This window comes from Paenibacillus eucommiae (assembly GCF_017874215.1).
Classification (GTDB): Bacteria; Bacillota; Bacilli; order Paenibacillales; family NBRC-103111; genus Paenibacillus_AI; species Paenibacillus_AI eucommiae.
The window spans coordinates 76,155-89,447 of record NZ_JAGGLB010000022.1 but is presented as its reverse complement, the minus strand read 5'-3'; the positions used below and the strand labels follow the sequence as shown (position 1 = coordinate 89,447).

At 44.1% G+C, this 13,293-nt stretch carries 8 protein-coding genes; all 8 read left to right on the top strand.

Features of this window, described 5'->3' with window-relative positions:
- Nucleotides 1-285: 285 nt before the first annotated feature.
- Entirely contained in the window at nucleotides 286-549 is a 264-nt protein-coding gene (locus J2Z66_RS26790; protein WP_209975814.1) for an AbrB/MazE/SpoVT family DNA-binding domain-containing protein, read from the top strand.
- A gap of 775 nt (nucleotides 550-1,324) precedes the next feature.
- On the top strand, nucleotides 1,325-2,239 hold the full coding sequence (locus J2Z66_RS26785; RefSeq protein WP_209975813.1) for an AraC family transcriptional regulator: 915 nt from the start codon (nucleotides 1,325-1,327) through the stop codon (nucleotides 2,237-2,239).
- 89 nt (nucleotides 2,240-2,328) lie between these two features.
- Nucleotides 2,329-3,390, top strand: coding sequence for a Gfo/Idh/MocA family protein (locus tag J2Z66_RS26780; protein ID WP_209975812.1), 1,062 nt, complete (start codon nucleotides 2,329-2,331; stop codon nucleotides 3,388-3,390).
- 20 nt (nucleotides 3,391-3,410) lie between these two features.
- A complete protein-coding gene (locus tag J2Z66_RS26775) occupies nucleotides 3,411-4,286 on the top strand; it encodes a sugar phosphate isomerase/epimerase family protein (protein WP_209975811.1) in 876 nt (291 codons plus the stop codon).
- Between the two features lie 198 nt (nucleotides 4,287-4,484).
- Nucleotides 4,485-5,549: a Gfo/Idh/MocA family protein gene (locus J2Z66_RS26770; RefSeq protein WP_312894787.1), complete on the top strand. Its 1,065-nt coding sequence runs from the start codon at nucleotides 4,485-4,487 to the stop codon at nucleotides 5,547-5,549.
- Nucleotides 5,546-6,412 carry a Gfo/Idh/MocA family oxidoreductase gene (locus tag J2Z66_RS26765; protein ID WP_209975809.1) on the top strand — a complete coding sequence of 289 codons (867 nt, stop codon included), beginning with the start codon at nucleotides 5,546-5,548 and terminating at the stop codon, nucleotides 6,410-6,412. The genes J2Z66_RS26770 and J2Z66_RS26765 overlap by 4 nt, the downstream gene beginning before the upstream one ends.
- 218 nt (nucleotides 6,413-6,630) lie before the next feature.
- On the top strand, nucleotides 6,631-7,545 hold the full coding sequence (locus tag J2Z66_RS26760; protein WP_209975808.1) for an AraC family transcriptional regulator: 915 nt from the start codon (nucleotides 6,631-6,633) through the stop codon (nucleotides 7,543-7,545).
- 347 nt (nucleotides 7,546-7,892) lie between these two features.
- The gene (locus J2Z66_RS26755) at nucleotides 7,893-13,286 is read left to right on the top strand and encodes a DUF4838 domain-containing protein (RefSeq protein ID WP_209975807.1); all 5,394 of its coding nucleotides are present in this window, start codon (nucleotides 7,893-7,895) and stop codon (nucleotides 13,284-13,286) included.
- Nucleotides 13,287-13,293: the final 7 nt, after the last annotated feature.

The following is a 13,293-nucleotide window of genomic DNA, read 5'->3' as shown; positions in this document are numbered from 1 at the left end:
GAACAAAAGAAAGAAAGAAGAAATTACATATACCAAGTACATACAAGGAACGCGACTTTAACAGAAGTTGGAGCCCATATCCATTCCCTCCCCATGCCCCCCCGTAATGAATAGCACATCAAATGACACCAAAAAGAAGTATCCCACTATGATTAAAAGTTGACAGAAAAAGCCTGCAGAGGTAGAATTCAAGTTAAATGTAATAATTACAAGAAGTATGTCGAATATTGTCGTACTTCATATTTGTCATTATTAGATTACACTTAGGGTAAAGGGTGAATATATATGAAATCGACAGGTATTGTCAGAAAAGTAGATGAACTGGGACGTATTGTAATTCCCATTGAATTGCGTCGTACATTAGGCATTGAGGAGAAGGATTCGCTGGAGATCTATGTGGATGGCGAACGAATCATGCTTAAGAAATACGAGCCTGCTTGTATTTTTTCCGGTAATGCCGAAGATCTCATTTATTTCAAAGGTAAAATGATCAGCAGAGCTTGTCTGGATGAACTTTCGGAGCTTGTTAAGCAGACTGAAGCCAAATAGCACTCATACAATGTTGTATAAAGAGTAAGTGGCCAGTACACGGTACCCAATCGTATACTGGCTTTTTTTGTGAAATAATTCTCTGAGCGAATCAGAAATTAATCGCAGATTTTCCTTATGGCCGCTATCCCTTTCATTCAGGAAATAAACGTCTGCTGTCAGTCCTTCTGAGCGTGGTACATTCGGCACTTTGTAGCTGAGAAGGAGGGACGGGGAAGGGATGTGTGAGGATGAACGTTAGCAGCCGCATAGTAGCAGCCTAGTAGCGGCCCGCACTCAGCCGAAATGAGCATGTACCCCACTTAACGATATTTTTCATCGTTAAAGTAAGGGTTTTCAGGTCAATCAGCACGTTAATGATGTTTTTCATCGTTAAAAGAGGTCAGACGCCACCATCTGGTTGGATAACAGGGATTTAACGATGATTTTCATCGTTAAAGTAAGGATGTGGAGCGGACCTGGTGCTTTTAGCGATGAAAAACATCGCTAAAGTAGCAGTAGGGGTGGCGCGCGCTCAATGTTGAAAGGTTAACATGCATTTGTTCCAACCTCCTCATCCATCCCATTTAAAGGAACAAATCTTTAACAGCGGCTGGAGCCCACAGCCATTCCCTCCGCAACGCACCATCGTAATGAACACCCTCATCAAATGAACACGCTCATCGAAGGACGTCGCAAGACATTTGACTTCCCCAGAGGTTGTCTCCAAGCGTTCTAATCCTTATACTATTGATTACAGCGGTGCTTAACCGTTCATTCCTGGGGGACAGTGAAAATGAAGATCAATAGAAAAAATGAAAATGCAGATAAACAAATAAAATTTCATTTCGATAATGTTTATTTCTATGATCCTCAGCAGTATGAGTCGATCTATTTGTATCAGATTGGTGATTTAAGCAGTCAGGCAGGCTACACCATCGGTGAACACTTGCAATTATGCTATGAAATCAGCTATGTGGTTTCCGGTAAAGGTATTTTTTATACGAATGGCAAAGCTTACCCGGTGCAGGAGGGAGATATTTTTCTCAGCCTTCCTGGTGAGCTTCACAATGGCAAAGCGGATGCGGCCGAGCCTTTTCGTTTTTTTTATGTAGGCTTTAACTTTCATAGCGAGACAGACGGACAGCATGCAATGACTCACGTCAGAAAAATGTTTGATCAAACTAAAAAGCCCTTGGTACAGGATAATCTGAGCATAGATGTGCCCTTTATCAACATTTTCAACGAACTAATTAATTTGAAAAATTACTCTACGCTTATGATTAATACCTATTTGCAGCAGATCATTGTGTTAGGTTACCGCAGCTTTTATGAGAGTTGGGAAACTCAGTATGAGCCTCAGCCCAAGGTGGATGAAACAAAGCAGATCGTATATGAAGTCATTAATTATATTGATGTCAACCTGCATAGGATCACGGAGCTTCCCCAAATAGCTGCTGAGCTGTACTATAGCTACTCATACCTATCGCATATTTTCTCCAAAGAAGTGGGGCTCACGATCAAGGATTACTACAATCGCAAGCGCTTCGAGAAAGCAATTGAATGGCTGAAGAATGGGGATTTGAATGTTACCCAAATTGCCGAAAAGCTTCAGTATCAATCGATTCATACATTCAGCAAGGCATTTCGCAATAGCTTCGGCATTTCTCCAACCGAATATCAAGCACTCTATATTAATCGCAAAAAATGAACAATACTAAAGCAGAAAGGGTTAAAGAGGCCTTCCTGCTTTTTTTGATATGATATATGAGTATTACATACCAAGGAGGATCACATATCATGACTACACGATTACGAATTGCCGTTATCGGCGCCGGCTCAATTTCATCTGTTCATTTGCAATCCTATGCTAACAACCCGCAAGTAGAGCTTGTCGCTATTTGTGACAAGAACGAAGCACGTGCTAAGGAGAAGGCCGAGCAGTTTGGTGCCGCCAAAATATTTACGGATTACAAGCAGCTACTCGCAGATCCAGACATTGATGCGGTAAGCATCTGTACTTGGAACAATTCGCATGCGGAAATTAGTATTGCCGCGCTGGATGCAGGAAAGCATGTGCTTTGTGAAAAGCCGCTTTGCAAAACAGTCGCAGAAGCCAAGCTGGTGGAAGAGGCCGTACAACGATCTGGTAAAGTACTCCAGGTAGGATTTGTTAGACGTTATGCCGACAACACGCAAATTCTTCGCAAGTTTATTGATGCTGGTGATCTTGGTGAGATTTATTATGCCAAAGCTTCATGTCTGCGGCGCTTAGGCAATCCCGGTGGCTGGTTCTCAGATATCGAGAAATCAGGCGGCGGACCGCTTATTGATCTGGGCGTTCATGTCATTGACATTTGCTGGTACTTGATGGGCAAACCCAAAGTGAAATCGGTTAGCGGGAACACATACCGAAAGCTCGGAAATCGGGCGAATATCCAGAACTTATCCTTTTATCAAGCAGCCGACTATAATCCTGATGTTAATGATGTAGAGGATTTGGCCAATGCGCTGATCCGGTTTGAGAACGGTGCTTCCCTGATGGTAGATGTCAGCTTCACCATGCATGCTTTGAAGGATGAAATCGGCGTGAAAATATACGGTGACAAGGGTGGAGCCGAGATTGAGCCGGAGCTGCAAATCATCACCGAAAAATATGATACGATACTGAATCTGACACCACAGGTGGATCAGCTTGGCTTTGATGCTATCAAAGGCTTTGCTAATGAAATCGGTCATTTCGTTAACAGCTGCCAAGGCAATGCCGATACGCTGAGTCCAGTTGAAGACGGCGTGGAAATGATGAAGATTCTTTGCGGCATTTACGAGTCAGCAGAAAAAGGTATAGAAATCCAGTTTTAGCAGAAAAGGAGGTTGCTTTTATGAAATTAACGAACAAGATTGGGGTTATGGTTGAAAGCTTCGGCCTCGGAGTAAGGGAAGGCTTGAAAAAAGCCAAAGACGTTGGTGCTGACGGTGTGCAGATTTACGCAACTAGTGGAGAGATGGATCCGGCTAACTTATCGCCGCAAGCCCGTAAAGAGCTGAAAAACTATATCGCATCGCTTGGCCTGGAAATTTCCGCACTTTGTGGTGATCTTGGCGGCCATGGATTTCAGGATATCACGGCCAATCCGGCGAAGGTGGATAAATCCAAGCGGATTCTGGATCTAGCTATGGATCTGGGAACGAATATTGTGACTACACATATAGGTATCGTTCCTGACGATCGGCAGTCTGGCATATACAGTGCGATGCAGTCTGCCTGTGAAGAGCTTAGTCAGTATGCGCATAGTATGAACGCCTTCTTTGCGATCGAGACAGGTCCGGAAACGGCAGCTACGCTGAAGACATTTCTGGATTCTCTGACAACCAATGGTGTATCTGTCAATTTCGATCCTGCGAATATGGTGATGGTGACTGGCGATGATCCGGTGCAGGGCGTCCGCCTGCTGCATAACTATATTGTCCATACGCATGTCAAAGATGGAATCCGCCTGCGGGAGATGGACCCCAAGGATGTGTACGGCTTCCTGGGCCATGCTCCAATGAGCCATGAGGATATCGCGGCGCAAGCTTCCAGCGGCCCTTCCTTCAGAGAATTGCCTCTGGGAGAAGGGAAAGTGGATTTCAAAGCTTATTTTGCAGCGCTGCAGGACATTGGTTATAACGGATACTTAACGATTGAGCGGGAAGTAAGTGATCAGCCGGAGCAAGACATCCGCAGAGCGGTTGAATTCATTCAATCATTTAAATAAATAAATTTAATACGGCTTACGCAAAAGACATACAAATGGTATAGATTTGTATGTCTTTTGCGTGTTTTGATTAGTTATTTTGTTCATTTCCTCTAAACGGATCGCAAAAAATGAACAATACAAAAGCAAAAAGGGTTAAAGAGCCTTACCCGCTTATTTTGTTATGATAGTAAGCGGTAACAATAATATTGGGAGGTAATGAATTTGGCTAAAATGAAAGTGGCAGTAATAGGCTGTGGTATGATTTCGAGCTCTCAGCACATACCGTCCTATGATAAAAATCCGCTGGCGGAAATTAAATATTTGGTAGATATCAGACAGGACCGGGCTATGGAGCTCGCCAAACAGTACCAAGTTCCCTATACAACAACTGATTTCAGAGACATACTAGCAGACGAGGAAGTAGAGGCTGTATCCATCTGCACGGCAAATCATACGCATGCCTCCATTGCTATTGAATGCCTCAATGCCGGTAAGCATGTATTATGTGAGAAGCCTGCTGCCATTGATTTCGAACGGGTACTGGAAATGAAAGCAGCAGCCGACCGGAACGGAAAAATCCTTAGCATCGGAGTCGTAAACCGCTTTAATACGGCAGTCAATAAAATCAAGCAGCTGATTGATGAGGGAGAGCTCGGTACGTTGTACCATATTTATTGCTCTTTTCGGGCGCACCGCTCCATACCTGGCTTAGGTGGTCCGTTTACGACCAAGGCCATATCCGGCGGCGGGGTACTGATCGACTGGGGTATCCATTTCCTTGATCTGATCTTCTATAGCATAGGAGAACCTGCAGTAAAGACAGTATCCGGGGCTGTGCATGGAGAACTGGGCAAGAATATGGAGCAATATGCCTACATCGACATGTGGGCCGGCCCTCCTGACTACAACGGAACTTATGATGTAGAGGATTTCGTGACAGGACTGATCCGCACGGAAGGCCCAACGATCAGCCTGAACGGGGCTTGGGCACAAAATATTGGAGAATCGGCTATGTTCGTTGAATTTCTGGGGGATAAGGGCGGTATCAAGCTGCAGTACGGGGGCGATTTCAAAATATATTCAACTAAAAATGGGGTCTTGCATGAAATCCTTCCTACTTTTTCCAAAACGGATCCTTTCTATGATGAAATTGACAGCTTCCTCAATGCCGCGAAGGAAAATAAGAAAAATAGGGCAAGCATAGATCATGTTATTCTTACTTCTGCAGTGATCGATGCCCTGTATAAGTCAGCTGAACTGGGGGGAGAAATTTCACTATGAAAAAAATTGGGTTCATTGATTTTTACCTAGACGAATGGCATGCCCATAAATACCCCGAATGGATCAGGGAAAACGCAGCAGCACTAGGCCGTAATTGCGATGTGGCTTACGCCTGGGCTGAAGTAGACCGTGAAGGCGGTATAGATACAGACAGCTGGTGCCGCGAGAATCGTGTGGAGAGAATCATGTCCATAGAAGAGCTTGTAGAGAAGTCGGATTACATCATTGTGCTTTCGCCGGACAATCCGGAACATCATGAAAGACTGGCCAGAATTCCTTTGATGTCAGGAAAGCCTGTGTATATCGACAAAACCTTTTCACCAGATTTGTCATCTGGGATCAGGATGTTTGAACTGGCGGAAAAGCACGGCACGCCTTTATTTTCAAGCTCTGCGCTGCGTTTCGCCAAAGAGCTTGCAAGTTATCCTGATGACAAGGTGAACAGTGATTCCCTGGAATACACGGCAGTCTCAGGACCTGGACATTATGAAAATTATTCGGTGCATCAGTTTGAAATGCTGGTTTCCCTTATGGGAACGGGCGCGCAAAAAATCAAAAGCTTGTCATCGGAGCAAGGCAGGCTGCTCGCAGTAGCGTATGCCGATGGCCGGCGTGGCTCTATGCTTCAGATGGCCGCAGCGCCTTTTCAGGTATTATTGCAGCTGAAGAACGGGGAAGGGGCATTTATAAGTGAGTGCTCGGATATTTTTCCGCGGCTGATTCATGCGATGCTGGACTTTTTTGAAACAGGCACGCCACCTGTGCCGAAGGAAGAGACGTTGGAGATCATGGCTTTGATTGAGGCAGGGCAAAAGGCACTGGAGAGCTATGATACTTGGATTCCGGTTGGAAGCTTGAAATAATACAATATTTATGAATAAGGTGCTCCTTCTCTGCGAAAGCAAAGATAGGGGCCCTTTTTGCATTTTTTGGAGAGGGGCGAATATAGATAGGGATCGTAACGACTTGCAAGATTGACTTGTAAAGATGGATGCTCTTCCAAAGGTTGTCACAAACGAATCTAATCCCTATACTATGGGTTACAGTGATGTTAACCGTTCAATTCTGGAGGACAATCAAAATGAAGATCAATCAAGGAAACGATGATGTGAACAAACAATTCAAATTCCATTTCGACAACTTATACCACCAGAATCCTCAGCTGTATGAATCCCTCCTTCTGCATCAGATTGGCGATTTAAGCTGTGAAGGGGGATACACGATAGGTGACCACTTTCAATACTGCTATGAAATCAGCTACGTAGTTTCAGGAAAGGGTACATTCTATACGAATGGCAAGGCTTATCCCGTGCGGGAGGGCGATATTTTCCTTAGCCTTCCAGGTGAGCGACATGATGGGAAGGCAGATGCCATGGAGCCTTTTCGTTACTTTTATGTTGGCTTCAACTTTAATAACGAGACAGATGGACAGCATGCAATGACGCATATGCGCAAAATGTTTGATCAAACGACAATCCCCTTGGTACAGGATAATTTGGGCATAGATATGCCTTTTATAAGTATTTTTAACGAATTGATTAATTTAAAGAATTACTCCACGCTTATGATTAATACCTATTTGCAGCAAATCATTGTGCTGGGTTATCGCAGTTTTTATGACAGTTGGGAAACCGGGTATGCACCTAAGCCCAAAACAGATGAAAGCAGACAGACTGTCTACGAAGTCATAAATTATATTGATGCCAACCTTCATAGAATAACAGAGCTTTCCCAGATAGCAGCTGAGCTTCACTATAGCTATTCACATTTATCTCATATTTTCCCAAAAGAAGTAGGACTCACTATCAAGGAATACTACAATCGCAAGCGTTTTGAGAAGGCCGTTGAATGGCTGAAGAGCACCGATTTAAATATAACGCAAATAGCCGAAAAGCTTCATTATAATTCGATCCATTCGTTCAGTAAAGCATTTCGCAATAACTTTGGCATTTCCCCAAGCGAATACCAGACCCTCTATTTTAACCGCAAAAAATGAACAATGGATTAACAAACAGGGCTAAAGAAAATGCTATGATTCATTTGTTATGATAGTAAGCGTTAACAACAATAACAAGATTATGAATCAAGGAGGTAATGGAGAGAAGAACGCGGCTGTAGACATGAGAGAGTAAAAGAGATGAAAGTGTGGGGTTACTAAATATTGGATGTCTCATGTCTAGCGATTCTGGACTTTTTTGAAACGGGTACAAGGGCTTAGAAATCGCTGATACTTGGATCACAGATGGCGATATTGGTAGCCTGACAGCTTGAATGTAAGCGCTATCATCGAGGAAGGATAAGACTGAAATCATAATTTCATAAAAAATAAGGAGTTGATACTGCGTGAGCCGAAAAATGACCTATGTGCTCTCTCTATTTATGTCTGTCTGTATCTTATTTACTACTAGCTTGCCATTCAGTACCGCTGCAAGAGGAGCAACTGCTGATGATGGGAAGCCTTCGGAGCCTCTGAATCATTGGGCCTATCCCGTCATGAATAAATGGCTGGATGATGGGCTGCTGATCGGATACGGAGAAGATCGATATATGCCTGATTTAGCAATAACAAGAGGAGAATTCGTTACTTTCATTAACAGGGTGTTTACATTCACCGAGAAGTTGGAGCATTCGTTTAAGGATGTACCAACAAGCGCATGGTATGCAGATGATATCGCGAAGATTTATACGGCCGGTTTGATTCAAGGGGTAGGTAACAACCAATTTGAGCCTAACAAGTATATTTCTCGTGAAGATGCCGCAGTAATAGTCGCCAGAGCTTTTCAACTTAGTGCCAATGGACAGAAAACAGACCGCTTTCAAGATGAAAGCAGCATAGCTTCTTATGCCAAGGGCGCTGTTGAAGCGTTGTATGCAAAAGGATGGGTTAAGGGAAGAGAAGATCATACATTTTCTCCAAAAAGTAATATCTCGAGGGCAGAGGTCATCCAGCTTTTGGATAATGCGATGGGGATTTTAATCCAGAATAAAGGGACACACACTAAAGATGCTCCAGGCAATATGGTTATCAACACAGATGCAGTTATACTCAAGAATAACGTCATTACTGGGGATTTATTTATTACGCAAGGAGCAGGACAAGGGGATATTACGCTTGAAGATGTCATCGTACAAGGCAATATGTATGTACGGGGTGGCGGCGAAAATAGTATTATCATCAAAAACTCTTCAATTAAAGGGACATTGTTTGTAGATAAATGGGATTCAAAAATTCGTATTGTAACATCGGGAGCATCAAAAATCTCAGAAACAAAGATGCTCTCTGGTGGCATACTGGAAGAAGAAAAATTAACCGGGGACGGTTATGGCTTTCTTCATGTTGACGCAAGTCTAACCAGGAATAACAATAATCGCATAGTAACGCTAATTGGCGATTTCGAGAAAGTATGGAATAAGGCTGGAAATACAAGTTTTAAGTTAGGCTTGGGTACGGTTGTTCGCAACATGATTTTTGATTCTGAGGCTGACGTATCAGGGGAAGGAACGATTGAATTAGCAGTTCTGAATGTGAATGGTGTAGTGCTTGGCAAATGGCCGATTAAGGTTAACTTTGCGGTAACAGTCTCTGCCACGATCGATACCGTATTGGTTACCAAAGACAGCCGCACACCAGCACCGGGATCAACACCAACAGTATCGCCAACGCCGACAGTGACACCAACGCCAACAGTAACACCGGCACCAACGCCAGATTCTGACGATCTTGCGATTGTAAAAGATGGTAATCCTGTCGCGGCAGTGGTTATCTCTGGAGATGCAGATCAACAGACAAAGAAAGCAGCCGATGATTTAATCAAATATGTAAAGAAATCAACAGGTGCACAATTAGAATTATTGGTCGATGATTCCAAGACAGATAAACTGATGGTGGAGAATGGCGTTATTCGTATGACTCATCATGAAATGCCTCTCTTAGTGCCGACTAAAGCAGATTACAGCATTAGAATGATCATTAATGGAAATAAAAGTGCGAATATAAGCCCAAGCAATGTGGTTTGGGATGCTGATTCAAAGACGGCAAACTTAAGCCTGCCTCCCATTGTTGCTGCAGGAATTCAGCAAATTGTGCAGTACCAAGTCAGTTACAATAAAGGGACACCGGTAGATAGCGAAAAATTTACGGTTGAAGCGGCTCCTAATGAACCTTTAAACCTGAATTCATCATTTGAAATACCTTTCATCGGCCCTGAAGATGCCAAGCCCTGGAGATATTATGGCAATCATTCTGGGACCTCTGATATGAGGCGCAGTAATGAACAGGCGAGAAGCGGAAGCTATAGCTTGAAAGCGAGCGGAACGGCAATTGCCTGGCCAAATCAGGAATTAGAATTGAATCAGTACGGGGAATATGAGCTTTCAGCCTATTTTTTCACCCCAGCTGCTTCCACGACTTCTGGAAAACTAACCTTGTTTGCTGAACTTCTGGACGCGAACGGCAAGCTCCTTATAAAAAAAGAACATATAAAAGTATATGCGACAACGAGTCAAGCCGAATGGACAGAGATGAAATGGGAAGTTGATATCCCTCAACAATTCAATGGGATGCCAGTTAAAAAACTGATTGTTGGACTAGAGTTATCTGATTTCGTGAACAAGGAGCATGTATTTATTGACGATGTTCGATTCATGATGAAAAATACGCATAATGTGGCTTCGTCCAATGATGAGGATTTATCTGTGATATCTGCAGAGCAAAAAAACGTGGAAGGTAATCAGAGGACTCATCTGCCCGATTCAGCTGCATCGCAATTAGAAACCGCTCAAACCCTTGTTTATGTGGGTAAGTCTGGCTTGAGCTTACAAGAACAGTCGACGCTATTTCAGAACTTGAATGGTGACGGTTTTGTTATTCATCAGAACGGAAACAAGCTTACAATTGCAGGTCCAACCTCATGGGGAACAGAGTTTGGTGTTACGGAATTTTTGGAACGATATGTGGGAATACGCTGGTTAATGCCTACCGGGGATTGGGAGGATATACCGCAGCATACAAATCTATCGGTTCCTGCTGGTGAGCAGGTGATTCAGAATCCAGCCTTTTTCTCCCGAACTTTCGAAACTACAGGCAATGTCGTGCGTGAAGAGTGGAAGAGGAAGAATCGGATTCATGGGAGTGTAGAATTTGCACATAATTTGTTTAACTTGCTCCCAACTTGGAAATACAAGGATAGCAACCCGGAATTTTATCCAGAAGGTGCGGATCTGACCAAAATTCATACATGGCAGCCTTGTTTTAATGCTGAAGGTATTGTTGAGGAGTCTATCGCTACTATTATTGACTACTTTGACCAGGATCCAGAGGCGACTTCCTATTCTATAGGTATAAATGACACCACAAATTTCTGTGAAGCAAACCCGAATCATCCAGATTACCCTGGTCCTGATGCAATTAATTCGATCGGGATGGTAGATCTATCGGATATTTACTTCAAATGGGTAAAAGAAGTTTCAGAAGGTGTGTTCAAGGTACACCCGGACAAAAAACTAGGTGCCTACGCCTACTACAACGTATATGATGCCCCGGCTAACATCCAATTGGATCCGCGAGTCGTTATTTATATAACCGATGATCGCATGTCCTGGGGAGATGAGCAGTTGCGCCAAGAAGGGCAAGCATTAACACAATCCTGGGTAGAAACAGGGGCTACAATCGCATTTTATGAATATTTATTTGGAACTCCGTATGTATTGCCAAGAACCTATTTTAATTTAATGGCAGACAGCTATCGGTATGCTGCTGATGCAGGCGTCGAGGCGTACTACAGTGAGCTCTATCCGAATTTTGGAGAAGGACCGAAAGCATGGCTCTCGACCAAGCTGCAATGGGATCCGTCGCAGGACGCCAATGCATTGCTGGATGAATGGTATGAAAGGGCAGTAGGCAAATCTGCGGCAATGGATTTGAAGGCTTACTACGAGCTTTGGAATCATTTCTGGGAACATGAAATATTCAATAATGGCTGGTTTCACAACTGGAAAAATAATTTTCCGCGACCCAACTTTATGCCCGTATTCACGGCCACGTACTTAGGTGGAGTTTCACAAGCTCAAATGACGGAGAGTCGCAGACTGCTTGAGTCCGTACTTGCCAAAGCAGAGACAGATAATCAGAAAAAACGTGCTCAGGATCTGCTTACTATGTTTGAATATTATGATATTTCGTTCTTAAGTTACCCTGATGAAAATGAAACGATAACTGCCCCTGCCGCTGAAAGCGAGGCCATGGTGCTTCTGGAAGATGCCATTCAAAAAATAAAAAGAATGGAAGCACGATTTGAACTTGTAAATTCTTTCGCCGGCAATGATTTGTACGCCCATGCTTACGCTGATGTGGTATTGGATTGGGGCGTTGTATCGAACAGGCAGTTACAGGCAATCGCAACATGGATATCTGAACACCCGTCTGGGGATACAAGGGAAAGAGTGGATCAGTTGGCAGCAGCATCAGACACTTCTTCTAAGACGAGGGATTTCGTAAACACACTTATTGCCGCAACTTATGGAACAGGTGTTAGGAACCCTGGATTTGAAGAGGGGATGGCTGCATGGCATGACTGGCCGGATACGGTAGCGGAATTCACGGAGGATGCCAACTCGGGGGATTGGGCTCTGAAAGTGAATACTAGCAGCAGGGAACAAACAGTATTCATCGAAGGCGGCAAAACCTATGAATTGACTTTCTATGCTAAAGTGACGGGTTCCAAGGCAGAAACAAATTTATTGGGAATTAATTTCTGGGAGGTTCCCGGGATAGGACTCCAGGGATTCCATGTAACCGTAGACTCGGATCAATATCAAAGATACACGGTGCGTTTTAAAGCTCCGGATAACTTCTCAAATGCCACCATTGTCATCTATAAGAATCCTGGAACTGGCTGGGTATACGCGGATGACTTTAACTTGAAAGAATGGAGCCCGGAAGATGAGGTGCTGGCAACAGATGTAGAGGCAGACAACGGCGTTATTCAAGCGATGTTGAGCGGGGCGCCTGCAAGTCCACCGAGTGCAGCAGATTTTGTTGTTACACCTATAGTGGATGGTGCTGCAACAGTCAGTATACAGCCTATTGCAATAACGTGGGAGGCAGCAACAAGAACAGCCACATTGACTGTACCGCCTGTTGCTCCAGCTGCTGCTCAGCAAAGTGTTCAGTATCAGCTTCAGTATCAAGGGGGGCCTTCATTGGAAAGTGACATTGTCATCATAGCAGCGGACCCGCAAGCGCCATTGAACCGGAATGCCTCTTTCGAATTTGGCTATGCCAGTGCGCATGACGCTGCGCCATGGCTCTATATCGGCTTAGGCAGTGGAGGTGCGCAGTTACTGCGCAGTAATGAACAAGCCAGAAGTGGAAGCCACAGCCTCAAGGTGATCGGTGCGCCAGTGGCATGGCCACTTCAAGAGCTGTACTTGACCGACTATGGCAATTATGAATATACAGGCTACTTCTATACGCCGGCGGGCTCGACATCTGTTGGAACGATCAGTCTGATGCTGGAGATGTACGATGAGAACAACGAGCAAATTGACAAGAAAATATCGGTGACTCAAGCAGCGACAGTGAGCAGCGGCGAATGGACAGAGCTGAAATGGGAGGGGGAAATTCCCGCAGTCATTAACGGCAAACAAGTGCATCGCGTTAATATGGGGCTAGAATTATTCAGCTTTGCTGCTGGAGAAGTCATCTATATCGACGATGTTCAGCTCGTCAAAAAATAATCAGACA